This window comes from Aeromonas popoffii, from assembly GCF_037818705.1.
Lineage (GTDB): Bacteria > Pseudomonadota > Gammaproteobacteria > Enterobacterales > Aeromonadaceae > Aeromonas > Aeromonas popoffii.
Window position 1 is genome coordinate 4636350 of sequence record NZ_CP149129.1, and the last position, 24271, is coordinate 4660620.

The following is a 24271-nucleotide window of genomic DNA, read 5'->3' on the forward strand; positions in this document are numbered from 1 at the left end:
CGAACGGAGGGCTGGCTGATGGGCCACGGATTAATGTTTGATGCGCTTATCTACCTCTCGGCGGCGGTGATCGCCGTGCCGCTGGCCAAGCGCTGGGGGCTGGGGTCCGTACTCGGCTACCTGCTGGCGGGCATCATCATAGGTCCCTTCCTGCTCGGGCTGGTGGGACAGCAAAAGGATGTGATGCACTTCGCCGAGTTCGGCGTGGTGCTGATGCTGTTTCTGGTCGGGCTGGAGCTGCGCCCTGCCCTGCTGTGGAAACTGAAGGGGCCCATCCTCGGCACCGGTGGCCTGCAGGTACTGCTCACCACAGGGGCCCTGACCGGGGTGGCTCATCTCATCGGCCTGCCCTGGCAACAGGGGCTGGCCATAGGTCTCATCCTGGCGCTATCGTCCACTGCCATCGTGCTGCAGAGTCTGCAAGAGCGCAAGCTGATGCAGAGCGAGAGCGGCCGCTCTGCCTTTGCAGTACTGCTGTTCCAGGATATCGCCGTCATTCCCATCTTGGCGATCCTGCCACTGCTCGCCATCGCGCCGGTGGCCAGCAATGGCGGCTCCGAGCTGGCTGGCTGGCAACACGGCCTGCTGGTGGTGGCGGCCATCTCCGGCATAGTGCTGGGTGGCCACTACCTGATGCGGCCGGTGTTTCGGGCCATAGCCCAATCCCACATGCGGGAGATCTTCGTCGCTGCCGCCCTGCTGCTGGTGATTGCCATCGCCGTGTTGATGGAGTCGGTGGGGCTCTCCCCGGCGCTGGGCTCCTTCCTTGCCGGGGTGGTACTGGCCGACAGCGAATATCGCCACGAACTGGAGGCGGACATAGAGCCGTTCAAGGGACTCTTGCTCGGCCTGTTCTTCATGTCGGTAGGGGCCGGTATCAACTTCAGCCTGTTTGCCGAACACCCTTTCCTTATTCCGACGCTGGTGGTGGGGCTGATGGTGCTTAAATGGCTGGTGCTGATGGCGCTTGGCTTCATTATCCGCATCTCGCCGAGCCAGCGCTGGACCTTCGCGCTGGCGCTGGCACAAGGGGGGGAATTTGCCTTCGTGCTCTTCTCGTTTGCCGCCCAGAACAGGGTGCTACCCGGCGAGACCATTTCACTACTGACGTTAGTCGTGGCACTCTCCATGGCGCTGACGCCGCTCTTGCTGATCCTCAACGATCGGGTGATCCAGCCCTGGTTCGATTACCGTACCCACAGCGACGCACCGCAACACGAGCAGCCTGAGCTGGTGGAACACCCCGTCATCATCGCTGGCTTCGGCCGCTTCGGCCAGATAGTGGGGCGTCTGCTGCATGGCCACGGCATCGGCACCACCATCCTCGAGCAGGATGCCAGTCAGATAGAGATGCTGCGCAAGTACGGCTACCAGGTGTTCTATGGCGATGCCAGCCGGCTCGACCTGTTGCATGCCGCCGGCGCCCACAAGGCCAAACTGCTGGTGCTCTCCATCAACGATCCAGCCACCTCGCTCGACGTAATTGAAATGGTGAAGAAACATTTCCCGCACCTTAAGATACTGGCGCGAGCCCAAGACAGGCCTCACGCTCACGAGATCCTGCGCCAGGGCGTGGGCAGCGTGTATCGGGAAACCCTGGGTTCCGCCGTGGATCTGGGGGTGGAAGCCCTGACCCAGCTGGGATTTAGAGCCAACCAGGCCTGGCGGGCAGGACAGACCTTCAAACAGCACGACAACTGGTTGCTGCGGGAGCAGGTCAACTACCTGGACGACGAACACACCTATATCAACAAGAGCCTGCAATACCGGGATATCCTCTCCGATCTGTTGCAAGACGATCAGGAAGGACAGGAGCGTATTCACGCTCACAACTGGAACAGCGGACTGCCCGACAACGACAAGGAAGCAATATGATTGCCTATTACCCCATGCTCAAACATCTGCATATGACCCTAGCCATCGTCAGCCTGCTGCTGTTTGTCTATCGCTGGATGCTCTCTCTCAACAGCAGTCCGCGCCTGCAACAGCGCTGGCTGAAGATAGCGCCCCACGTCAACGACACCTTTTTGCTGCTGTTCGGGTTCCTGTTGGCGGTCACGCTGCAGATGAGCCCGGGCCAGCAGCCCTGGCTGATGGCCAAGCTGATCGCACTGGTGGTCTACATAGGTCTCGGCGTCATGGCGCTCAAGCGACCAGCCCGCAACCAGAAGCTGGTGGCCGGTGCCGCCGCGCTGGCCGTCTTCGGCTACATGGTGGGTGCAGCCATCACCAAGTCAGCCTGGTCCTGGCTGGCCTGATCACAGAGCTTCATCTGGTGGAGGGGCCGAGCCCCTCCACATCATCTACTGCCTCTTCCTGCTATTTTTATTTTTTCCTCTCCAAAAAAACCGCAAGACAGCACTTTAATTTGCGATTTTCGCATCATTTAAAAGCCTCGATTGATCCCCACCAAAACACATATTGGTTTTAATATCATCTAGTTACAGCATTTTGTATGAAAATGGCGACAGTTGTCGCAGCAAAAGTTGCGACATAGACTGTCGCAAGTCATGGCTAGGATACACTCAACGCTAAACCAGTGAAGGCATGCACCATGAGTAAGAAGCTGTTACGACAACTGACCTTGGCGCGTTGCATCCCGCACCGCCCTTACAAGCTGACCGCCAGCCAACTCCAGGTAAAACTGGAAGAGGAAGGTATACACGTCAGTCTGCGTACCGTGCAACGGGACCTGGAGGAGATGTCCGGCATGGGGTTGTTCGACCTCACTTCGGATGAACGCAGCAAACCCCACGGCTGGTGCTTCGAGCGCCATGGCCTCAACGACTTCGCCAACATAATGCCGCTATCGCTGGCGGTGGCCCTGAAAACCTGGAGTGATCAGGCAAGCCAACTGCTGCCGGCAAGTGTGTTGACCGAATTGAACCCGCTGGTCGACAAGGCCAGTCAGGTGATCCGCGACAGCCAGAGTGAACTGGCCGAACGCTGGCTTGAAAGCGTGCATCAGTCACCACGTCCGTTTGCCGGCAATCCTGAGATCCGTCGCAGCACCCTGATCCGCGATGCCCTCTGGCGTGGTCGCAAATTCAGTGCCGAGATCCAGCGTGTCATCAAGGAACGTACCGTATGGCTCTGCTATGACCGCATCAATCCCCTCGGCATTCTGAATCAGGCCGACGGTCCCATACTGCTCTGTACCCTGTCCGAGCTGGATCCCAAGGTGTACGGCATACCGTTCGATCACATCAAGGGTGTGGAACTGACCAACTTCAGCGCGACCCAGCCGAAGGACTTCAATGTCCAGAAGCTGATCCGCGATCAGGGCTATCAGGACGTCAGTGGCCCGATCCGCTTCGTCGGTCGTATCGATGCCAACTGCCCGACGCTGGTCGATGGACAGATCCCGGGCCACAACCCGCGCATGACCCGCTACGATAAACGCAGCGTGGTAGTGGAGACCGAAGTACAGGACACCCCTGAATTTCGCACCTGGTTGAACAACATGAGCGGCAACCTGGAAGTATTGGCGCCAGAGTCGCTGCGCAAGGCATATCCCACGCCTGGCAGCCGAGTCAGCTAACCCAAAAAAGCCGAGCTCAGCCTCGGCTTTTTGTATGCTTTTCAAGCATGTTTTTTCAACTACTTTTTAACTCTTATCCGCTGAATTGAGCCCCTTTGTACCCTCGTTTTCCCCCAGTTTTTGCGTGTGAGAGATCCGCCATCACTGCTGTAAGAGGCCGCTGTGTTGACCCGTACGCGAAGGCGTCTTTGAATCTACACGCTTTCCAATGAAACAAACTAAGTTGATGATATATATATATTTACATTGTTAATGACTAGGTTTGATCAAGCTGGCTCATACTGATAACCGCCCAAACGCCCTTGTTCCTCTGTGGGGTTCCCTTAATATGGGCGTCACAGGGATGGAGCTGGTTCGGCAGGATGCAGGAACAGCGCATAAACAGGGAATAATCCACAGGACGTGGCCAAGGACACCTCAGGATGAGGCAGAGCGGTACGGATTACTACTCTTCAGGAAGAACAGGACCTCGCCCGATGCGAGTAGGACAGCTTCAGGATGAAGCGTGATAGCTAGGATGGTTATCTGTCAGGACGACGCAAGGAACACCACAGAATGTGGTAACGGACACCTCCAGGATGGAGAGAGTGCAGCAATCAGGATCGATTGCCAGGCTAGGATGGCCACAGGACACCTCAACGGATTGGGAAGGGGATATTCCGAAGGATTAGGATAAAGTCAGGGATTGCAGGGAGCGTTGCAGTTCATGGACTGGACTAGATGACTTGAGGGGACGGCAACTGCCGTCCCCTTTTCTTTTGCCTCTTTACAACTCTTGGCGGTAGAGTTTGAACAGCAGTTCAATGTTCAACAACAGAGAGCCTGTAAATCCAATTGTGTAACCGCCCACGCATAAGTAACTTTTTCAAAAGGATACCTTCGTGGGTAAGCAAAGGGAGCAAGACAAACTCAAAGCACTCACCGCTGAGCTGGCAAAAGATATCAAGTCTGAAAAAGATCTCCGCACCCTCGCCCAACAGCTGATCAAGCTCACCGTCGAGATCGCTCTCAATACGGAAATGGACCAGCACCTCGGCTACGAGAAACACGCCCCACAAGGCCATGGGACCGGCAAATGGCTATTCGAGCAAGCGCTTAAAAGGGCAGTACGGCGAGGTGACCATCCAAGCGCCTCGTGACCGTAACGCTTCCTTCGAGCCGCAGTACGTCCGCAAGAGCCAGTCACGCCTGACCCAGATGGACGACCAGATCCTCGCCCTCTACGCCAAAGGCTTGAGCACACGTGATATCGTTGACGCGTTCAAAGAGATGTATGACGCCGACATCTCGGCGACGCTGGTGTCCAAGGTAACCGAACTCGTGATCGAGCAGGTCCACGAATGGCAGAACCAGCCGTTATTCCCGTTCACAAATGCCAAAAAGCAAAAAGGCCTTCCCGATTGGGAAGGCCTTTCAATTTATTGGCGGAGCGGACGACCGCTATAAATAAGCCCGACACACTCCAACCAAATTCATTCTAACAATCAAAATCATACACTTACACTGAAACCTTGTTCATTCCTGTCCAATCCAACTTAACCATAACCAACTCAAAGTGGCATACTGCATGGCATACCATGCCTTTATCAAGGATCTGTTATGGCACTCCTCTCTGATGCGAAAGCACGTAGCATCAAACCCGATGACAAACCTCTACCTCATGGCGGCATTACCGGCCTTACCCTGCATCCCTCAACCACGAAAGGGCGTGGGAAATGGGTATTACGCTATGTCAGCCCTATGACCGGCAAACGACGTAACGCAGGGCTCGGTATCTATCCTGAAATCTCGATTGCCGATGCGGGCAGCCAAGCTCGCCTGATGCGTGAACAACTGGCCAAGGGACTGGACCCCTTGGAAGTAAAGAAAGAAGAAGCCAGTAAGCCTGCGATACCCACAGTGGAAATTGCGGCTCGTCAGGTGCACGAGCAGTTGTTACCCGGCTGGCGTAACCCCAAGCATGGGAAACAATGGATCTCGACCCTGGAGCAATATGCCTTCCCGATCATCGGTCGGCAGCCTATCAACGCCATCACCCCGGCACATATCGCCAGTGTACTACAGCCTATCTGGCTGGAGATCCCGGAAACCGCCACCCGCGTGAAGCAGCGGTTACACGCCGTGATGGCTTGGGCGTGGGCGCATGGCTTCTGCCAAGCAAACCCTGTCGATGTCGTGGATAAGCTACTACCACTACAGCCCAGTAAAGCAATTCGCACCCAGCACCAACCTGCGATGGATTGGCGGATACTGCCAGCGTTCTACCAACAGCACTTGGCGAATGCAGAGCGCTTTGATGTCAGCCGAGCCCTACTGTCGTTCGTGATCCTGACCGGCTGCCGCTCTGGTGAGGCTAGAAGCATGCGCTGGGAAGAACTCGACCTAGATACTGCAATCTGGACCATTCCGGCTGATAGGATGAAGACCCAAGTCATTCACCGCATTCCGTTATCTCTTCAGGCTATGGCTGTATTGGATAAGGTGCGGGGGCTGCATGGTGAATGGGTTTTCCCGTCCCCACGTAAACAAGTACCGCTCACAGATATGGCACTGACCACCCTGCTCAGAAGAGTCGAGGCCCCAAGCACGACACTTGGGCGACTGGCCACTGCTCATGGCTTTCGCTCGACGTTCCGAGACTGGTGTAGCGAACAAGGCTACCCCAGAGACTTAGCTGAGCGAGCACTCGCGCACCTTATCCAAAATAAGGTGGAAGCGGCATACCACCGCACTGACCTGCTGGATCAGCGTCGGCCTATGATGGATGCATGGGCTCAGTTTGTATACGGTAATTCACCAATTGAATAGGAAGGAAGCGGCCTTGGTGGGCCGCTTCCTTCCATGTTCTTTTTTGCTGAGCCTAGGCCCAATCTAACAGCGATCTAGTTATGCAGACATTTTTACTTGGTCATATAGCTGTTCCCTAAGCACATCAAACTCATTATTCTCTGTAAGAAGCAACTGACCATTTCGATAGAGAATAATGTCATTCAAAGAACCCATTCCTCCATACATGGATAATAACTTCGACGATGCATGCTTGGGTGAGTTTTGAAACTCTACTCGCAACATTTCCAGAGCCTCTTCCCACTCCCTTCCACTATCGTTTATCTGGAGCAGTTCAACCATTCTTTTAAGTTTCAGGTCAACAGTATTGTACTTTGTCATTTCAATGGACTCGAACCAATCACTTTAACCCCATCAATTAACCAAGGCTTTTGAACTACTATTTGTTGTGAACCACCGATGTAGAACCCGCCTTGGGACCCGACTTCACCAGCATACACTTTAGTGCCCGCAGGTATCTTTATCGCAAAAGTAGTATTAATTGGAGACTTAGCGCCCCCCGGCCACTCAGGCAAAACCGCCTTATCTATCCGAGTCTGTACAACTCCGATTGGTGGCTCACTGCTAAAGAATTGTCCAAGAGGCTGATCGACAGTACCTGCTCGGTAAAGAACAGTATCCTTCTCAAGAGTTACAACGGTATATCGCCCACCAGAAAAGGTTTCCGCAAGATTATCAGCTAAAGGTCCTGGTCTGATGGCCGAGTATGTGTTTTCCACTCTCCCCAGCCCCACAAGTTGTGCGTGACTGATACCTTTTGACCCTGCAGTTACGGCCTCATGTACTCCCTCTTTAACCAACTTAGCAGTGAGCTTCTCGGTCAGCAGCGCCCCGCCTTTGATTGCGCCTACGCCCCCTGCGACCAGTGAAGCCCCCTCAGCCAGCAGTTTGCCATACTCCACACCAGCATTGAACGAGCCGCTGGCTCCTGCCTTCTGGTATTGGGCCTCTGCTGTCTCAATTCGAGCCAAATAACTCTGCTTTACCGCCTCCGTTACATTACCAAGGATTTCGCCACTGTTGATTAATCCCTTCAACGCACCCAGCGTCTGAGCGGGGTTCAGCCCCAGTTGCACCAACTCTTGGCACCAAATGAGACACCCCTGCCCGGGAAGATATTCACCCAGCGTATCGAGCGTAACAACCTGACGCTCAGAACGCGCATCAAGCGATTGGCTCGCAAAACCATCTGCTTCTCTCGTTCCATTGAGATCCACGAGAAAGTGACTGGTGCCTTTATCGAAAGGCACCATTTCAACTGATTGGAGGCATCACCCTATTTTTTATCTGACGCTCCTTTTGGAATAGGTTCTAAACCTTAAGGGAAATAGTAAAGTCCGGCCCAAGCTCATTCCTTAAACTTTCAGCTAATCGCGCCCCCTCCATCTTGAATTCACGCTCTAACTCTGCACTTTTAAATCCAGAGTTTGGCGGATAATCAGAGTCTAGAGTTTCATCATACATGGCAGCCCACTTTGATAAACGTCGCCGAAGCTCTTCAGATATAGGAAGTTCACAAGGGTCTATGTCCCCATACTCATCGGGAGACATATTCCAAAGCGGGTGACATTGATAATCCGCCATCAGTTTTATATTTTTCACTTAACGCTTCCTCTTGGATTCGCACCGACGACAAAACCATTGTTACCAACGGTAACAGCAATTCGCTGCGGCTGACCATTTATTGTTAACTCATAAATTGGTCGCCCAGTTCCAGAGCCTTGATAACCAACGAGTCTCCCTTCAGAAACCGCCCTCATTACCACGCTAGGAATCTCCGCCTCAGACACCCCCATCCGAACAAATTGGCTGCCATGCTCCTCAATTATGTGTTGCAAACCAGCTTTTGAGTTTCCAGTCTCTAGGAATACAACCTGGCCGCTAGAACTGCGAATCGTTGCAATGACATTCTCTGGAGTAAATTTCACACCACTAGCAGCTAGCTCATCAAGTAAAGATGTGTGAAGAGAGCCTTTTGACCCTGCAGTTACAACCTCGCCCACCCCCTCCTTCACTAACTTGGCCGTGATCTTCTCGGTCAGCAGCGCACCGCCTTTGACTACGCCTACGCCCCCTGCGACCAGCGAAGCCCCCTCAGCCAGCAGTTTGCCATACTCCACACCAGCATTGAACGAGCCGCTGGCTCCTGCCTTCTGGTATTGGGCCTCTGCTGTCTCAATTCGAGCCAAATAACTCTGCTTTACCGCCTCCGTTACATTACCAAGGATTTCGCCACTGTTGATTAATCCCTTCAACGCACCCAGCGTCTGAGCGGGGTTCAGCCCCAGTTGCACCAACTCTTGGCACCAAATGAGACACCTCTGCCCGGGAAGATATTCACCCAGCGTATCGAGCGTAACAACCTGACGCTCAGAACGCGCATCAAGCGATTGGCTCGCAAAACCATCTGCTTCTCTCGTTCCATTGAGATCCACGAGAAAGTGACTGGTGCCTTTATCGAAAGGCACCATTTCAACTGATTGGAGGCATCACCCTATTTTTTATCTGACGCTCCTTTTGGAATAGGTTCTAAACCTTAAGGGAAATAGTAAAGTCCGGCCCAAGCTCATTCCTTAAACTTTCAGCTAATCGCGCCCCCTCCATCTTGAATTCACGCTCTAACTCTGCACTTTTAAATCCAGAGTTTGGCGGATAATCAGAGTCTAGAGTTTCATCATACATGGCAGCCCACTTTGATAAACGTCGCCGAAGCTCTTCAGATATAGGAAGTTCACAAGGGTCTATGTCCCCATACTCATCGGGAGACATATTCCAAAGCGGGTGACATTGATAATCCGCCATCAGTTTTATATTTTTCACTTAACGCTTCCTCTTGGATTCGCACCGACGACAAAACCATTGTTACCAACGGTAACAGCAATTCGCTGCGGCTGACCATTTATTGTTAACTCATAAATTGGTCGCCCAGTTCCAGAGCCTTGATAACCAACGAGTCTCCCTTCAGAAACCGCCCTCATTACCACGCTAGGAATCTCCGCCTCAGACACCCCCATCCGAACAAATTGGCTGCCATGCTCCTCAATTATGTGTTGCAAACCAGCTTTTGAGTTTCCAGTCTCTAGGAATACAACCTGGCCGCTAGAACTGCGAATCGTTGCAATGACATTCTCTGGAGTAAATTTCACACCACTAGCAGCTAGCTCATCAAGTAAAGATGTGTGAAGAGAGCCTTTTGACCCTGCAGTTACAACCTCGCCCACCCCCTCCTTCACTAACTTGGCCGTGATCTTCTCGGTCAGCAGCGCACCGCCTTTGACTACGCCTACGCCCCCTGCGACCAGCGAAGCCCCCTCAGCCAGCAGTTTGCCATACTCCACACCAGCATTGAACGAGCCGCTGGCTCCTGCCTTCTGGTATTGGGCCTCTGCTGTCTCAATTCGAGCCAAATAACTCTGCTTTACCGCCTCCGTTACATTACCAAGGATTTCGCCACTGTTGATTAATCCCTTCAACGCACCCAGCGTCTGAGCGGGGTTCAGCCCCAGTTGCACCAACTCTTGGCACCAAATGAGACACCTCTGCCCGGGAAGATATTCACCCAGCGTATCGAGCGTAACAACCTGACGCTCAGAACGCGCATCAAGCGATTGGCTCGCAAAACCATCTGCTTCTCTCGTTCCATTGAGATCCACGAGAAAGTGACTGGTGCCTTTATCGAAAGGCACCATTTCAACTGATTGGAGGCATCACCCTATTTTTTATCTGACGCTCCTTTTGGAATAGGTTCTAAACCTTAAGGGAAATAGTAAAGTCCGGCCCAAGCTCATTCCTTAAACTTTCAGCTAATCGCGCCCCCTCCATCTTGAATTCACGCTCTAACTCTGCACTTTTAAATCCAGAGTTTGGCGGATAATCAGAGTCTAGAGTTTCATCATACATGGCAGCCCACTTTGATAAACGTCGCCGAAGCTCTTCAGATATAGGAAGTTCACAAGGGTCTATGTCCCCATACTCATCGGGAGACATATTCCAAAGCGGGTGACATTGATAATCCGCCATCAGTTTTATATTTTTCACTTAACGCTTCCTCTTGGATTCGCACCGACGACAAAACCATTGTTACCAACGGTAACAGCAATTCGCTGCGGCTGACCATTTATTGTTAACTCATAAATTGGTCGCCCAGTTCCAGAGCCTTGATAACCAACGAGTCTCCCTTCAGAAACCGCCCTCATTACCACGCTAGGAATCTCCGCCTCAGACACCCCCATCCGAACAAATTGGCTGCCATGCTCCTCAATTATGTGTTGCAAACCAGCTTTTGAGTTTCCAGTCTCTAGGAATACAACCTGGCCGCTAGAACTGCGAATCGTTGCAATGACATTCTCTGGAGTAAATTTCACACCACTAGCAGCTAGCTCATCAAGTAAAGATGTGTGAAGAGAGCCTTTTGACCCTGCAGTTACAACCTCGCCCACCCCCTCCTTCACTAACTTGGCCGTGATCTTCTCGGTCAGCAGCGCACCGCCTTTGACTACGCCTACGCCCCCTGCGACCAGCGAAGCCCCCTCAGCCAGCAGTTTGCCATACTCCACACCAGCATTGAACGAGCCGCTGGCTCCTGCCTTCTGGTATTGGGCCTCTGCTGTCTCAATTCGAGCCAAATAACTCTGCTTTATTGCCTCCGTTACATTACCAAGGATTTCGCCACTGTTGATTAATCCCTTCAACGCACCCAGCGTCTGAGCGGGGTTCAGCCCCAGTTGCACCAACCCTTGTACGCTATCCACTATCCCAGCGGGAACACCAGCCAACATGCCTGCACCAAAGCTGGTTTCTTGCAAGAGATTGATGGCATCCCACTTTGCTCCATGTTGGGCGATACACAGCAGTTCCCCCTGACACGAGGCAAAATCCTGTTCACGGGTCGCTTTCTGTTGGTGGCTTAAGTAGTTATACCGATGCACCGTCTCTGCCCGATCGGCGCCGGTATCAAAGTCGTTCTCATCACCAGTAACCGCCGCTGCAGCAAGGCCACCTAACACCTTGTTGAGGGCAACTTGATACTCCTCGTTGCCGCCAAAGGCGCCCAAGCTCCAGTTGCTGGCAATCTCAGACATGGCACCGCCTGCTGCCCCTGCCGCAAACTTGCCACCGGTGATTTCAGCAATGGCGCCGCTGGTCACCCCATGGGCGGCGATTTTTCCAGCCTCTGCCAACGGGCTGTTGGCAGCATCAAATTTAATGCCTTGATCCCCTATCCAATTGGCAGTGGCTTTACCCACTTCCCCCTGAATATTGCTCAGCAAAAAGGTGGACCCCGAATTTTTAAAGAGCAGCAGTGATGTCACATAACTGAGCCAATACCGCTAACGCCGCTCATTTATTAACCGAAAACCCCCTATGCGCGATAGCCCGATTACGCTTCTCTAATCGAGCCGGCCCTACATCTGTCGAATCTCTGATAGTAAGATCCAAAATTCTTTTTCTATCATTTCGAATTCTGGCCCATCCTCCATCGCTATCAGCGATAACAACGCCATATCTAAATTCTCTGTGAGGGAGAGCTCTGGATCCTGATAAATACTAAATGCCTCTTTTGATATTTTAAAAACATCAAATCCACCGACAGCTGTTTTTTCAAGCCTATCGGCCACTACGTTTCCTAGAGTCATTGTTGTCCCCAACTCTTCAATTCAGCTCCCGTTGGAGGGTAATGCTGAGCGTCAACTGGTTGTCCATTGATACTCTTTGTCGTAAAACATTTCTACATTCGTCTCCATCGCCTTAAAAAAAACATGATTATTGTTAAAACACTACCAACCGAACCAACAATGCCACCTTTGATTGCAAATACCCACAGTTCATAGTCGATTGAAAATGGAATCTCATATCTAAAATATAAGTATCCGTTAAGTATCACCCCGAGCACTAAAAAACCAATAGCCCCCATCAACACAGGCAAGACCATCACAGAAAAAAAATAATAAAAAAATATTGATATTTTATTTTTCATCTTTACTCTCTACTGTGTTCAATTTTTCCCCCACGTAATCAGTTCCAATTTCAGATGTACCAGAGCCAAGTGCATTGCCCACAGAGCTTGGAATGGAACTTATATCTGCCTGCTTACTGACACCCAACCCTAAATCTATCCACTCATAGTTTTTCCAATTAGGGTTGAATGCCCCGTTCAGTGGAGTTTCGATTACCTTGCCCACTCCGTAACCAATACTAGCACCCACGCCACTAGCCACCCCACCAACGAGGGGATCTTCTCCCTTCAAATAACTCATATATGCACCGCCAGCGCCATTGGCACTCACTGTTGACCAGAATCCCCAACCAGCTGTACCTGCGCTCAAGTAGGCAGCAAATACAGCCTCCGTGGCATCAACTTTACTGAAATCCCCACCGTTCGCCCACAACTGAAAGCCTGCACTTGCTCCCCCGCCAATCCCAGCGGCAAGCAACAGTTCGGATGAAAGCAATGGAAAACCGACGAGGCCGAAACCCGCTATCGCCACATTTTTACACTCAGGTGATTCACCGCAAGCTTTAAACTGCTCTTGTTTAGCCTCCATCAACTTGGCAAATCGCTCAGGATCGCGTGCTTTCAGTGCGGCTAGCGTATGAGCCATCGCATTATACCTATATACCGTCTCTGCTCGGTCAGCCCCGGTATCAAACTGGTTTTCATCGCCAGTGACGGCCGCGGCAGCAAGGCCACCCAGTACCTTGTTCAGAGCAACCTGATACTCCTCGTTGCCGCCAAAGGCACCCAGGCTCCAGTTGCTAGCAATCTCAGACATGGCACCGCCTGCAGCGCCAGCAGCAAATTTGCCACCGGTGATTTCAGCAATGGCGCCGCTGGTTACTCCGTGGGCCACCACTTTGCCAGCCTCGCCCAATGCATTGCCGTTATCGCCGATAACGCCAGCAACCGATTTGCCCACTTGCCCCTGAATATTGGCCAGCAAACTGTCTTTAAACGCATCGCCAAAGCTACCACCGTTGATGGTGCTATTGATACCTGCACTGATGGTGGCGTGACCGGTCACCCGGTTGAAGGTGTCCCAACTCATCAAGTCCGCCGCCCCCGGCTGAGCAAACGGGTTGTTAGCTTGCTTGGCCGCACAGGGCGAGAGCGTGAACATATTGTTAAAATTCACCCAATTTGTTGAGGCCAGCATTGAGTACCTTTTCCAGGTATTCACTGCTCATTCCTGCAATCTTTTGCTTCCGTCTGATGCTCGCTTTGCGTGAAGTTTCAGCCCTGAGCATGTTCAGCCCCATGTGCCGGATGCACGCAAGGATCTCTGCGGCATCACCGCGATAAATTGGGCAATCGTCCTCGCCCATCGTGACGTCCAGCACCCAGTGCAGGCTATTTTCGATGGCCCAGTGCCCACGTACCGCTCGTGAAAACTCATCCCGCGTCAGCGCTTTGGAACTGATGTAATAACGCTGTTCAAGAGTGATTTTTTCCATTTTTTCAATGCGATAAGAGATGGCCACGCCAATGCTGCACAACTGTTCCCAATGAGGAAACTGGGCAGCTAACTCACCCGCCGCCATGATATGGTACTCACGACCATCGATGCGCCCATGAGCCTTATCAAGTGTCATCGTTGCTGCGCATAATGGGGTAGCCGCCAGCGGGGCCAGGGCTTGCCGGACCGCCTCGAACAACTTGGGCTGGTTGCCTTTGACGGCCAACAAGTAATCGCCACTTTGCTGGAGGATGGTCTCGACGATCTCGGTTTGGCACCCCATCGCATCGATGGATACCAGGCAGCCTTTGATGTCGAGCAACGCCAACAAGTCGGGAATGGCGGTGATTTCATTGGACTTGGCGTCGGTTTTTATCTGTCCGAGCACCAGTTTATTAGCGGCGGCATAGGCGCTTACCATGTGAATGGTCGACGTTCGATCTTCACGGTTATAGGAACTGCGCAGGGTTTTGCCATCGATAGCGACCAAGGCGCCTTCGGTGTGCTGGTTGATGGCTTGAGTCCAACGTACGAACGCGGCCTGAAACGGCTCTGGTTTGATACCGGAGATGATCCTGGCGATGGTGTCATGGACAGGAATACCATTTTTAAACAGCCCCTTGGATTGAAACCAAGGAAGATGAACCTCACCGAAATCTTCAATATCTTCCCAGCCGTCTGCGCCACCGATCACTGCGCAGACGGTGAGAAACAGGACATCGTAGAAAGGATAATAAATCTTGGCATGCTGGCGAGGGTCGGGAATATCATCGAAAAACTGAGCAAAAACAGCATCAATAGACATGAAGGCACTCCTGAAAAAGGAGCATAAGATCACAGCTGGATCGCAGGGTCAAACCTGTTTTTCTTGGTCAAAAAACGTTCGCGATCTTGCCCTGCTTGGCCGCACTGTCGAGTTTCGCCCACTGGTCAAAGCCGCTTAGAAAAAGGTGGGTGTCCCAAATTATTGAGCGTCATTCAAAACATGACTAATTACAGTGCAATGACACACCGAACACATTAAAAAACGTAGCAACTGCCTCTATCATTCGTCTCATAACGCCAAGAACGAATAATACCGTTATCATCAACCAGCACGGAGTATTTACATTGCCTTACCCAAGTAAGATAGTATCTTTTCCAAGTTTTCTCGTCGACAATTTTGTCTGCAACTTTATTATCATTGACTGGCGACCAAAAAGGACCATTTGAAATTTTGTAATGCTTGTCAAAAGCATCCCCAATTACCGCATTCAACTCTTCTTCCCAGCCCGAGTGGGATGGAGCACAACCAACCAATCCTGTCGCAACAAAAAACAACAGTACTACAACCTTATTTTTTTTGCCAACATTTTTAGTTCCTTGTATTGCAGCACTGTATTTATCATAAAGTGCGCCGTAGTTAATGAGAAGGGCTGGTGGCATTGAACCAATGTTTTCAAACACATTCATACCTCGATCAACTGAGCTTTCCCAGAATTTACCAGACATTAAAACCAGAATATTACCACCAGCATTCATACATATTTTATCTCACTCTTTTTTTTCACTTTTTTTAAAGAGACTGACAACGAAGACATATATTGACATCGATGTTCCTGCTATAAAACCAAATATAACAGCCCGTTCAACCTCTCCTTTAGGAACAAGAAACTCTCCTGCTTTAAAATAAAAAACAATGGAGGTTACCCCTCCAATAAAAAAACATAACAAGACACAAAACAAACATGAGTAAAGCCATAGTCTAAGATAATATTTCATTTTATAACCTCTTTCTTTTCAACTCGCTCTAAAAGCAACTTATTCGAGTACCCAGTAAAAAACTCACTACCAAGACTACTTGTTGTTTCAAAAACAAATCCAGGGATTTTTTCTCCCTCTAGGATTTTACTTGAAAGCCCTGGTATATACTTTCCATATACCCCCCCCAAGGCGGCGCCAACCCCAGAAACGCCAGCTTTATCAAGACTTAAATCATCTAAAATCAGAGATGACCCAATAGCTATACCTATATTTTCTTTTATACCTCTACCAGGTGCCAATGCTCCGGCAACTGCTGCATTAGCGCTCCCCCAATAATCCCATGTTTTGTTTTCATTTCCAGGTCGTAGCATATCAAACCACTGATATGCAGCATTAGCCATTGTTGATATCGATGATCCTGCGACAACACTCTCGACTGCTGCTGCAGGCCCCAAATATGCGGCACCGACAATATAGGCACTTGTTTTAACTGTTTCTTTTAGTGTTTCTTTCTTAGCCTCTTCATCAGCCTTTTTAATTATGGGTTCAAGTTCCCTGTTCACATCTGCCATCTTCGCTTCAGCAGCCAAGTTATAAATATGCTGAAGACTATTGTAACGATACACAGTCTCTGCCCGATCTGCCCCGGTATCAAAGTCGTGCTCATCGCCAGTGACGGCCGCTGCTGCTAGCCCACCCAACACCTTGTTCAGAGCAACCTGATACTCCTCGTTGCCGCCAAAGGCGCCCAGGCTCCAGTTGCTAGCAATCTCAGACATGGCGCCGCCTGCTGCGCCAGCAGCAAATTTGCCTCCGGTGATTTCAGCAATGGCGCCGCTGGTTACTCCGTGGGCCACCACTTTGCCAGCCTCGCCCAATGCATTGCCGTTATCGCCGATAACGCCAGCAACCGATTTGCCCACTTGCCCCTGAATATTGGCCAGCAAACTGTCTTTAAACGCATCGCCAAAGCTGCCGCCGTTGATGGTGCTGTTGATACCTGCACTGAGGGTGGCGTGGCCGGTCACCCGGTTGAAGGTGTCCCAGCTCATCAAGTCCGCCGCCCCCGGTTGGGCAAACGGGTTGTTGGCTTGCTTGGCCGCACTGTCGAGCCCTGCCCACTGGTCAAAGCCGCTTAGCGCTCCCGCTGTCGCGACCGCCGTCGCCAATTGCTTGATATTGGCGCTGCTGCCCAGCTCTTTGAGCACCGCAGAGAGGTCGCCACCGTGCAGCACCATGGACTGGGCTGCCTGGGTCGCCAACGTGGCAAAGGCGGTGTTGGCCATGGCGGTGGTCGCAGCTGTCTGTGTACCCAGTAAGGCAGCACCAGTACCGCCCGAGGCGGCCGCCACCGCAATCGCAATCACCGACGCAACGATGGGGTTGAGGCTCTGCTGCTTGTAATCCCACTGCTCATAGGCCTCTTGCACCACCTCCATCTTCACGCCCGGCATCTTGCTGACCTGATTGACCCAGGCCATGCCCGGTTCGTTTGCCAGAGCTGTGAGGTTCGCTTGCAGGGTTTCCCCTTCACGCTGACCCACTTGCAGCAACACGCCCTGGCCTGCGTTGATGGTGATGTCGCTGCCTTCGAGCTGGTTTTGCCGCTCGGTAGTCGAGCTGGTGCCATTGCCCTGAGCGGTGACAGTGAAGCCCTTCTTCTGCTCATCCTTGCGGTAGAAGTGCTCGTCAGTGGCGGTTAACAGGTTGAGCTGACCGTCGGTGTCAATAGCAAGGCTATCTGTGGCCTTGATATCGCTGCCTTTGAGGGTCATGTCCCCTTGGCTAGCGAGGCTTACATTGCCACCTGCTGTGATGGTGGTGCCTTGCGCCGTCACATCCTTCTGTTCTATCTCAGTGGTTTTGGATTTGAAGGTGCCACCACTCTTGCTCTTCTCGAAGTGATAGACCTCGTTGTCAGCCGTGAGCAGTTGCAGTTCACCACCGGCTTGCAGGCTGGCATTGCCTTGCGCCTCGAGGGTGCTGGCCTGGGCCAGCAGGTTGTTGCCTGCGCTCAGACTCACGTTATCGCCAGAGACGGTGGCGCCGACCTGGGTGGTGGTGCGGTCGATGGTGTGCTTGCTGCCCTGGCGCACATCGTCGCTGGTCTGGTTCGCTTCACTGGCCAGTACCAGGTTATTGCCCGCACTGAGGCTCACATCGCCTTTGGCCTCAGCCGTTGAGGCCACCAGGTTTAAGTCATTGCCCGCAGTGAGGGAGAGATTGCCACCGGCATTGAGCTCGCTCATCAACTGGTCGATGCGCGAGAAGCGGTTTTGTCCCTCTTCCCAGGTATGGCGGCTCTCGGTGCTGCCGATGGTGATATCGTTACCCGCCAGCAGGGCCATATTGCCGCCCGCCAGCAGCTCGGCGGCAGAGAGGTTGATATCCTTACCCGCCTGCAACAACAGATTGCCAGCCGACGTGATACTGGCGGCATCACCAATGTCGGTGCGGCTAAAGCGGGTCTGGTCGCTCAATACATCAGAGAGGATGCCATTGACATCCACATGGCGCTGCGCAGTCTGGGTCTGGTTGATGATGCTGCCGTTGGCGCTGGCAAGCGTCACATCCTGGCCGGATATCTGCCCCTGGTTGAAGAGGTCATCCATCGCCAGCAAGGTGAGGTCGCCACCGGCTTGCAGCGCGCCCTGGTTGGTCAGGGTACTGCCACTTTTAAGCGACAGGGTACCATCGGCCAAGAGGGTACCGCTGTTGTTGATGCCACCGGCTTTGAGGTCGATATTGCCCGCGGTGATGACACTCCCCGAGAGGTGGCGTTTATCGGCCTCGGTCAGGTAGAGCTTGGGCGCCAGTACGATTTGGCCGTTGAACCACACCGGCTCCCACCACACCATGCTACGGCCGAGCTGTGCCACTTGGGCGGCCGTCAAGGCGACGCCCGGCATCAAGCCCAGTTCACGCTGGTTTTGCGCAGCGTTATCAATCAGAGCGCGCATCTGTGCTAAATCAGAGCCCATCTCACCATTGATAAAGCGACGGCCAGTTTGGGCCAGCACCGCATCGCGGATAACGCGGGTATCGAAGGCTGCATCACCCAAGAGCTTGATATCGCGCTCCGGGTTGTACCCAAGCTGCGCAAAGAAGTAGTTAGAGCCCAAGAAAGTGCCAAGGTCCGTCCAGGTCGGGTTTTGCTCGACAGCGGGTGCCTGAGTCAGTGCCGCGCCATCGGGTAGCGCGTCTGGCTGCGCGGTGTTAATGGTCTGCCAGCTATCCCATTGGCCACTGGCCTGCGCGGCGGCGGCCAGCGCCTGGTCGATATTGGAGAGCGCGGCATTGCCCGCCGAGCCCAGCTCGCTAATGAGCGGGTTAACCTCTATCAGATATTGGCTATCGGGCTTGTCGGTGACCACAAACAGGCCACTGCCACCGCCCGGCACCGGATAATCCGGCAGCGGCACGCCGTTGGGTTCGCCCACCGGGGTGAAGGTGACTTGCTGGGCATTCGGGCCTGCCTGCCAGCTCGGGCCATTCGGGCCGTCAACCGCAACATTGGCAAGCTCAGGGCGAGTCGTGGTACTGGAAACGGGACCCGCATTGGCTTTGATGGTGACGTTGTCAATCATGCCGGCCACGGTGCCGTTCAGATTGCCGCCTGCGGATATAAGGGCGTTGACACTACCTGTATCGGTCTGTTCTTGATGTGTCCCTGTTAACTTGTAATAAAGTTCAGCATCAGGAAAACCATATTCTGGTGGACTAGAAGGCCCTCCCTGATACGAGGCTCCGGCATCTTTTAACCCCTGAAACTCATAATCCGCATACTCAATACTGCCGCCGAGTGCATAGGACTTATTGAGAATGCCGCCAGCATGAATGGTCAGGTTTCTCCCAGCACTTATCACACTGGCATCATTCGTTAATGCTCCAGCATCAATGATGAGATCATCACTCGACAATATAAGGCTCGCAGAGCTACTACTGCGTACTTCCTGCGTTTGTTTGGATAACTGGAGCTTGACATCTTGCTCGCCCGAAAACGTCACCGAGCGACGCCAATAAAAACTAGCACTAGGCTGAAAATGGCTGAATGACCACACAACCTGATGTTCCGGTAGCAATGAGTCACCCGCGGACAAGTACAAGTTCAACGGCAATTGCTGATTTGATGACTCTCGGGTGGTCGAGATATCAAAAACAGCGCGCTTATTGATAACATCCCGAGCTGACAACCACAGCTCACCATTACCCGCATCAATGGTGCCTGATGCGTTGATAAGCTGACCCTGATTGACCTTGAGCGCAGCGCCCTGTTCGGCAAGCAGAGTACCGTACTGGTTGGTCAGGTTGCTGTTGGCGGTCAGCGACAAATGGCCACCGCTGTAAAAAGTGCCTTCGTTATAGAGCGTCTCGCCCGCCCAACCTTGGTCACCCAGACTGGCTATCATGCCCGTATTGTGCAGCGCCCCGCTGGTATCAAGACGTAGCGTGCTGCCCGCCTGCAAACTGCCGCTGTTATCAAGGCTACTGGCGCCCACTTGCAGGGCGCCGGTGCTGATAAGTTGCCCCCGGTTATCAAGTGCGCCAGTGGTCGTGGCGCGCAGGCCATTGCCCGCCACCCACTGGCCTTGGTGTAGCCAGTCCCCCTGCACGTCCAACTCAAGCTGGTTCTTGGCGCTGATGCTCCCCTGACTTGTCAGGCTGCTGCCGACCTTCAGCGCCAAATCGCCCCCCGAGAGCCATTGGCCAATCTGGGTAATGCGCCCGGTATCGATGCCTAACTTGCTGCCTGCCAGCAGTTGACCGCTGCCATCGAGCGTGGTGCTGGTGACCAGCAGTTGGCGCAAGCCAAACAGGATGCCCGCACTGCTGAGGCTGGTGTCGGCGCGCAGGGTCAGGGTATCGGCACTGATTAGGCCGCTGGCTTGGTTGCTGAGGGTATTGCCGCTGATTTGCAGGGCACCTTGGGCAACCAGTTGACCGGCATTATCGAGCTGCTGCGCATTGATAATGCCATTGGTTTGGCTGCGCAGCTGTGCCCCTTGGCCATTAGTTAAGGTGGTGAGGGTCAGGGTTTGCGCCCCGGCCTGCCACTGTCCCAGGTTGCCCAGTCGCTCGCCAGTGAGGGTCAGCTGGTTTTGCGCCAGTACGCTGCCACGGTTGTTGGTTTGGCTGGCTTGCAAGTGGATATCGGTGGCCTGAAGTTGCCCACTGTTATCGAGCTGCTTGCCCTGATAGCTAAATTGCCCGCCGCTCAGCCACTTGCCTTGTTGGTTAACGGTGCGGGCATTGACCAGGCTGTTGCCTGCAACGACCTCACCTTGCTGGTCAAGTTGGTCTGCACTGATGGTGAGGCTTTGTTGCCCCATCAGCTTGCCCATCTGTTTCAACATGCCTTGTACGGTAAGGCTGACATTACCTTGCCCCAGCAGCTCGCCGCGCTGGGTCAGGGTGTTGGCGGTGATGCGAATATCGCTGTTGCTGCTGACACGCCCCCCCAGCTCGCCATGGCCAGTGAGGGTCGCATCGATTGTGCCAGCCGCTTGGGTTGAACCCTCCGCTTGCCAGCTATCTGCCTGCAAATGCAGCTTACCGCCCGCCACCAGGTCACCGGGTTGGGTGAGTTGATGGGTGGTGACGGTGGCATCCGTGCCTGCCTGCCAGCGTCCAGCTAACCGCAGGGTCGGCGCGGTCACCGCGAGCTGAGTGCCTGCGATGACCTTGGCACTGTCGCTACTGCCCAGGGCGGAGCTGGCGTTGAGGGTAAGCCCGGAGAGTGCCGCCAGGGTGCCACCCAGTTGCAGGGTGTCGCCGCGCAGGCTCGCGCTCTCTTTGGCGAGCCAGGTGCCGTCTTGTGCAAGCTGGTTGGCGTTCACACTGAGTGCTTTCTCGGCGTAGAGGTCACCGTTACCATCCACGCGCGCCGCACTGACCGTAATATGATTGGCGTTAATGCGGCCATTGTGGTGCAGACTGCTTCCCAGTTGCAGGTTGGCATCTTGCAAGGTAGTGAGGGTGCCATTGAGCGTGGCATTGGTGGCGCGAAGATTGAGCGCGCCCTTGCTGTAGCCACTGCCCGCCAAGGTCAATTGGTCGGCGTCGAGGGTCAAGGCATCGTCGCTGTGCAGTTGCCCATCGACGGTGAGGGTTGTCGCCTTGAGGGCCAGGGGGCCTTTGGCCGAGAAGACACCTTGCCCCGTCAGGGTGGTGGCATCGATGGCGAGGGCGCTGTTGCTGGCGGTGATGCCGGTTTGCCCCTGAATGACGGTGTCAGCCTTGACACGCAAGGCATCCCCAGCCGCCCACTTGCCATGATTGGTCAGCGTCGCGCCCTGCAGGGCGAGGGTGGTACCCGCAGCCGTGGTGCCGCTGTTGGTAAAGGTGCCGGTAGTGATAGCCAGCGCCAAGCCGCTGATAAGCTGGTTGCTATTGAGCAGCTCGGTGGTGTTAAGGGTAAGGTCACCGCCTGCCTGCAGGCGTCCCTGGTTGTCCAGGGTCTGGCTCGTTATCTGCCCGGCTTGCGCTGCCAGCAGCAACCCGCTGCTGCGCAGTTGTTGCGCGTGTATATCCAGCGTCTGGGTTGAGAGGGTGCCGCTATTGACCAGGGTGTTACCCTGATAGCGAAGCGTTGCATCACTGGCCAAGGTGCCACGGTTAAGCAGGGTGCCGATGTTAACACCCATCCCCCCTTTGGCGGCCCAGGTTCCCTCTTGCACTGCCTCGCGAGCAGTCACGTTGAGGGTGGTTTGAGAAAGCAATTGCCCCTGCTGGCCACTGGCTATCTGGTCCGCCTCAAGCGTGACACGCTCACCTTGCAACGTACCATCAAGCACCAGCTGATGGGCCTTGATGGCAATATCCTGCCCTTTGGTAATGCCGCTCAGTAGCAGTAACTGGCCGCCGATGGTGAGAGCGTCATCGCTCACCAGTTGTCCTGATGAAGAAAGTTCGCGGCCGGTGAGCGCAATGCCATCGCGCCCAAGCAGCATGCCACGGCTGTCCAGCCGGTCCGTGTCGAGGGTCAGTCGGGCGCCACCCAGGGTACCGGTATTGAGTAAAGCGCCCTTATTGGTAAGCGCCAAGGCACCTTCACTGACCACCTTGCCCTGGTTGGTCAGCGTATCGGTGGTGACAGTCAACGGCCCTTTGGTCAGCAACTGGCCAGCTTGCCCATTGCTGAGTTCAGCGAGCGTGAGCTCACCATTGCCATCGGCCGAGAGGGTTCCCTGGTTATCAAGTTGTCCGCCACGCCAGCTCAGTTGCCCCTGGCTGTGCATGACACCTTGTTGCGTAGCGCGCTCCGCATTCACTGCTAATGCTTGTCCCGCCGTGACACTGGCATCGCTGGTGAGGGTCTTGGTGTTAATCGCTATCTGCTGGCCCTGCATCCGGCCAGACAGGGTGACCTCATCCGCGGCAACATCGACATGACCCTGACTTTCAAGAGTGGCATCCTTACCTTGCACCCAGCGACTACCTCCCTTGATAGTCACGGGGCCTGCCGCCGCCAGTGTGCCTTGCAGGTTCGCCCCCTCGCTGGCGGTGACCGTTACCCCGCCACCACTTTGCTGGCGACCGGTAAGGGCGACCGTTTTACCAGACAACTCCAGTCGCTCAGCAGCGCTCACCTCACCACCCTGCGTCAGGGTCTCTTTGGCAGCCAGATTGACGGTGCGGGCATCCACCCGACTGCCTGAGAGGGTGACCTGCTTGCCCGCCAGCTTGGCACTGTCGGCAGCCAGCTGGCTCTGCGAGAGCGTGATATCGCCCGTGGCATTGGCCGTCAGTGCACCCTGTGCTGCCAACTTGCCACCGAGCTCGGCATTGCCCTGTGCATTAACGGTTAATTGCCCCTGCGCAGCACTGTCACGCAGCCGAACGCGGCCATTGGCATCCAGGGTCAAATCCCCTTGTTTGGCCACCAGGTTGGCTAAATTGACCCCCACACCTTGTTCAGTAGAGACCAGACGGATTTTGCCCGCGTACATGCCGCCCAAGGCGGCGGTATCGATAGCGACCTCGGGTACAGGACCATTGCCTGCCTGGGCGACGACTTCCCCTGTCTGGCGATTAACCTTGTTGGCCCCCGCCACCACATTGACCGTCTGGCCATGCAAGGCACCATTGAGCTGAACGGCGCGCGCGACCAAGTCGACCGATGCCTGGCGGCTGCCATCCAGCCCCTTACCCCCCACTGTCAATGCCCCTTGTTTGACATCCAGCATCTGCAGCTGACCATGGGCATCCAGCACCGGCTTGCCGGTCGACAACGTCACATTGGGGGTATTGATAAAACCGCAGCCATCGCAGGTGAGGCCATTGGGGTTGGCCACCACCACCCCGGCCTGCTGCCCCGCCACTTCCAGATAGCCCTGCAACTGCGATGGGTTGGCGCCCACCACTTCATTGATGATGAGGTTGGCCGCCTGGCCATTGAGGTGGGGGTTGTTTTGGATCAGCCCCCCCAGCTGGGTCTGAGTCAGCTGGCCGGTGGCGTTGTTGAGGATGACGCCCACCTGACCGACATTGAAATCGTGATAAATATTGTGGGATAACCCGGCGCCATTGGGCGTAGCAATATCGACGATGGGGACACCGTTACCGGCCTGATTGAGGGTGGTGTTACCGGTTGCAACCGCAATCCCTCCTGCAAATGCAGGATGTGCTGGCTGCAGAGCCATCATCAGACAAAGCTGGTAAACCACGGCGCGACATACCAGAGAAA

19 protein-coding genes and 4 pseudogenes are annotated in these 24271 nt (G+C 54.1%); 8 read left to right on the top strand and 15 right to left on the bottom strand.

Annotated features, from left to right (window positions below; translation table 11 throughout):
• The first annotated feature begins 18 nt into the window (after positions 1 to 18).
• From WJM78_RS21525 to WJM78_RS21545, 5 genes and pseudogenes are all read left to right on the top strand, one after another.
• Positions 19 to 1875 carry a monovalent cation:proton antiporter-2 (CPA2) family protein gene (locus WJM78_RS21525; protein ID WP_339011933.1) on the top strand — a complete coding sequence of 619 codons (1857 nt, stop codon included), beginning with the start codon at positions 19 to 21 and terminating at the stop codon, positions 1873 to 1875.
• Positions 1872 to 2258, top strand: a complete 387-nt coding sequence (locus tag WJM78_RS21530; protein ID WP_042038043.1) for a SirB2 family protein — start codon at positions 1872 to 1874, stop codon at positions 2256 to 2258. Before WJM78_RS21525 ends, WJM78_RS21530 begins: the two co-directional genes overlap by 4 nt.
• Before the next feature lie 296 nt (positions 2259 to 2554).
• Positions 2555 to 3541: a helix-turn-helix transcriptional regulator gene (locus WJM78_RS21535; RefSeq protein ID WP_042038046.1), complete on the top strand. Its 987-nt coding sequence runs from the start codon at positions 2555 to 2557 to the stop codon at positions 3539 to 3541.
• Between the two features lie 881 nt (positions 3542 to 4422).
• Positions 4423 to 4906, top strand: a pseudogene (locus tag WJM78_RS21540) (transposase); the annotation flags it as partial.
• 234 nt (positions 4907 to 5140) lie between these two features.
• On the top strand, positions 5141 to 6349 hold the full coding sequence (locus WJM78_RS21545) for a tyrosine-type recombinase/integrase (protein ID WP_339011937.1): 1209 nt from the start codon (positions 5141 to 5143) through the stop codon (positions 6347 to 6349).
• Positions 6350 to 6427: 78 nt separating this feature from the next.
• On the opposite strand, the gene WJM78_RS21550 is transcribed toward WJM78_RS21545, so the two are convergent.
• Together WJM78_RS21550 and WJM78_RS21555 are read right to left on the bottom strand one after the other, a co-directional pair.
• A complete protein-coding gene (locus WJM78_RS21550) occupies positions 6428 to 6709 on the bottom strand; it encodes a DUF6966 domain-containing protein (RefSeq protein ID WP_339011940.1) in 282 nt (93 codons plus the stop codon).
• Positions 6706 to 7464 carry a hypothetical protein gene (locus tag WJM78_RS21555; RefSeq protein WP_339011943.1) on the bottom strand — a complete coding sequence of 253 codons (759 nt, stop codon included), beginning with the start codon at positions 7462 to 7464 and terminating at the stop codon, positions 6706 to 6708. Before WJM78_RS21555 ends, WJM78_RS21550 begins: the two co-directional genes overlap by 4 nt.
• A gap of 27 nt (positions 7465 to 7491) precedes the next feature.
• Between WJM78_RS21555 and WJM78_RS21560 the strand changes: the two are divergent.
• A pseudogene (locus tag WJM78_RS21560) lies at positions 7492 to 7650 on the top strand (IS1 family transposase); the annotation flags it as partial.
• Between the two features lie 49 nt (positions 7651 to 7699).
• On the opposite strand, the gene WJM78_RS21565 reads toward WJM78_RS21560, so the two are convergent.
• Both WJM78_RS21565 and WJM78_RS21570 read right to left on the bottom strand, forming a co-directional pair.
• Positions 7700 to 7990 carry a hypothetical protein gene (locus WJM78_RS21565; protein WP_339011946.1) on the bottom strand — a complete coding sequence of 97 codons (291 nt, stop codon included), beginning with the start codon at positions 7988 to 7990 and terminating at the stop codon, positions 7700 to 7702.
• Entirely contained in the window at positions 7987 to 8682 is a 696-nt protein-coding gene (locus WJM78_RS21570) for a hypothetical protein (protein WP_339011948.1), read from the bottom strand. Before WJM78_RS21570 ends, WJM78_RS21565 begins: the two co-directional genes overlap by 4 nt.
• Before the next feature lie 27 nt (positions 8683 to 8709).
• Here WJM78_RS21570 and WJM78_RS21575 point away from each other — a divergent pair.
• Positions 8710 to 8868 (top strand): annotated as a pseudogene (locus WJM78_RS21575) (IS1 family transposase); the annotation flags it as partial.
• Between the two features lie 49 nt (positions 8869 to 8917).
• Here WJM78_RS21575 and WJM78_RS21580 read toward each other — a convergent pair.
• Together WJM78_RS21580 and WJM78_RS21585 are read right to left on the bottom strand one after the other, a co-directional pair.
• On the bottom strand, positions 8918 to 9208 hold the full coding sequence (locus WJM78_RS21580) for a hypothetical protein (RefSeq protein WP_339011946.1): 291 nt from the start codon (positions 9206 to 9208) through the stop codon (positions 8918 to 8920).
• Positions 9205 to 9900, bottom strand: coding sequence for a hypothetical protein (locus WJM78_RS21585; RefSeq protein WP_339011948.1), 696 nt, complete (start codon positions 9898 to 9900; stop codon positions 9205 to 9207). The genes WJM78_RS21580 and WJM78_RS21585 overlap by 4 nt, the downstream gene beginning before the upstream one ends.
• Positions 9901 to 9927: 27 nt before the next feature.
• On the opposite strand from WJM78_RS21585, the pseudogene WJM78_RS21590 reads away from it, so the two are divergent.
• Positions 9928 to 10086: pseudogene (locus WJM78_RS21590) on the top strand (IS1 family transposase); the annotation flags it as partial.
• Positions 10087 to 10135: 49 nt separating this feature from the next.
• On the opposite strand, the gene WJM78_RS21595 reads toward WJM78_RS21590, so the two are convergent.
• The 9 genes from WJM78_RS21595 to WJM78_RS21635 all read right to left on the bottom strand — a co-directional run bounded on the left by WJM78_RS21595 (position 10136) and on the right by WJM78_RS21635 (position 24230).
• Positions 10136 to 10426, bottom strand: a complete 291-nt coding sequence (locus WJM78_RS21595; RefSeq protein ID WP_339011946.1) for a hypothetical protein — start codon at positions 10424 to 10426, stop codon at positions 10136 to 10138.
• Positions 10423 to 11700: a hypothetical protein gene (locus tag WJM78_RS21600; RefSeq protein ID WP_339011951.1), complete on the bottom strand. Its 1278-nt coding sequence runs from the start codon at positions 11698 to 11700 to the stop codon at positions 10423 to 10425. Before WJM78_RS21600 ends, WJM78_RS21595 begins: the two co-directional genes overlap by 4 nt.
• Positions 11701 to 11793: 93 nt before the next feature.
• Positions 11794 to 12006: a hypothetical protein gene (locus WJM78_RS21605; RefSeq protein WP_339011954.1), complete on the bottom strand. Its 213-nt coding sequence runs from the start codon at positions 12004 to 12006 to the stop codon at positions 11794 to 11796.
• A 110-nt stretch (positions 12007 to 12116) separates the two neighbouring features.
• On the bottom strand, positions 12117 to 12365 hold the full coding sequence (locus WJM78_RS21610) for a hypothetical protein (RefSeq protein ID WP_339011956.1): 249 nt from the start codon (positions 12363 to 12365) through the stop codon (positions 12117 to 12119).
• On the bottom strand, positions 12355 to 13566 hold the full coding sequence (locus WJM78_RS21615) for a DUF637 domain-containing protein (RefSeq protein WP_339011959.1): 1212 nt from the start codon (positions 13564 to 13566) through the stop codon (positions 12355 to 12357). Before WJM78_RS21615 ends, WJM78_RS21610 begins: the two co-directional genes overlap by 11 nt.
• On the bottom strand, positions 13511 to 14647 hold the full coding sequence (locus WJM78_RS21620) for an ISAs1-like element ISKpn31 family transposase (protein ID WP_339009338.1): 1137 nt from the start codon (positions 14645 to 14647) through the stop codon (positions 13511 to 13513). Before WJM78_RS21620 ends, WJM78_RS21615 begins: the two co-directional genes overlap by 56 nt.
• A gap of 215 nt (positions 14648 to 14862) precedes the next feature.
• The gene (locus WJM78_RS21625; RefSeq protein WP_339011962.1) at positions 14863 to 15363 is read right to left on the bottom strand and encodes a hypothetical protein; all 501 of its coding nucleotides are present in this window, start codon (positions 15361 to 15363) and stop codon (positions 14863 to 14865) included.
• A gap of 12 nt (positions 15364 to 15375) precedes the next feature.
• Positions 15376 to 15603 (bottom strand): hypothetical protein, encoded by a 228-nt coding sequence (locus WJM78_RS21630; RefSeq protein ID WP_339011965.1) that lies wholly within the window; start codon positions 15601 to 15603, stop codon positions 15376 to 15378.
• Complete coding sequence (locus tag WJM78_RS21635) at positions 15600 to 24230, bottom strand: DUF637 domain-containing protein (protein WP_339011968.1); 8631 nt, start codon at positions 24228 to 24230, stop codon at positions 15600 to 15602. Before WJM78_RS21635 ends, WJM78_RS21630 begins: the two co-directional genes overlap by 4 nt.
• Positions 24231 to 24271 lie beyond the last annotated feature (41 nt).

What these genes read in the sequence shown, in the direction of transcription:
- WJM78_RS21620 (WP_339009338.1), bottom strand. Translation starts at nt 14,647, where the DNA reads ATGTCTATTGATGCTGTTTTTGCTCAGTTTTTCGATGATATTCCCGAC.
- WJM78_RS21635 (WP_339011968.1), bottom strand. Translation starts at nt 24,230, where the DNA reads ATGATGGCTCTGCAGCCAGCACATCCTGCATTTGCAGGAGGGATTGCG.
- WJM78_RS21545 (WP_339011937.1), top strand. Translation starts at nt 5,141, where the DNA reads ATGGCACTCCTCTCTGATGCGAAAGCACGTAGCATCAAACCCGATGAC.
- WJM78_RS21625 (WP_339011962.1), bottom strand. Translation starts at nt 15,363, where the DNA reads ATGAATGCTGGTGGTAATATTCTGGTTTTAATGTCTGGTAAATTCTGG.
- WJM78_RS21550 (WP_339011940.1), bottom strand. Translation starts at nt 6,709, where the DNA reads ATGACAAAGTACAATACTGTTGACCTGAAACTTAAAAGAATGGTTGAA.
- WJM78_RS21630 (WP_339011965.1), bottom strand. Translation starts at nt 15,603, where the DNA reads ATGAAATATTATCTTAGACTATGGCTTTACTCATGTTTGTTTTGTGTC.
- WJM78_RS21525 (WP_339011933.1), top strand. Translation starts at nt 19, where the DNA reads ATGGGCCACGGATTAATGTTTGATGCGCTTATCTACCTCTCGGCGGCG.
- WJM78_RS21535 (WP_042038046.1), top strand. Translation starts at nt 2,555, where the DNA reads ATGAGTAAGAAGCTGTTACGACAACTGACCTTGGCGCGTTGCATCCCG.
- WJM78_RS21530 (WP_042038043.1), top strand. Translation starts at nt 1,872, where the DNA reads ATGATTGCCTATTACCCCATGCTCAAACATCTGCATATGACCCTAGCC.
- WJM78_RS21610 (WP_339011956.1), bottom strand. Translation starts at nt 12,365, where the DNA reads ATGAAAAATAAAATATCAATATTTTTTTATTATTTTTTTTCTGTGATG.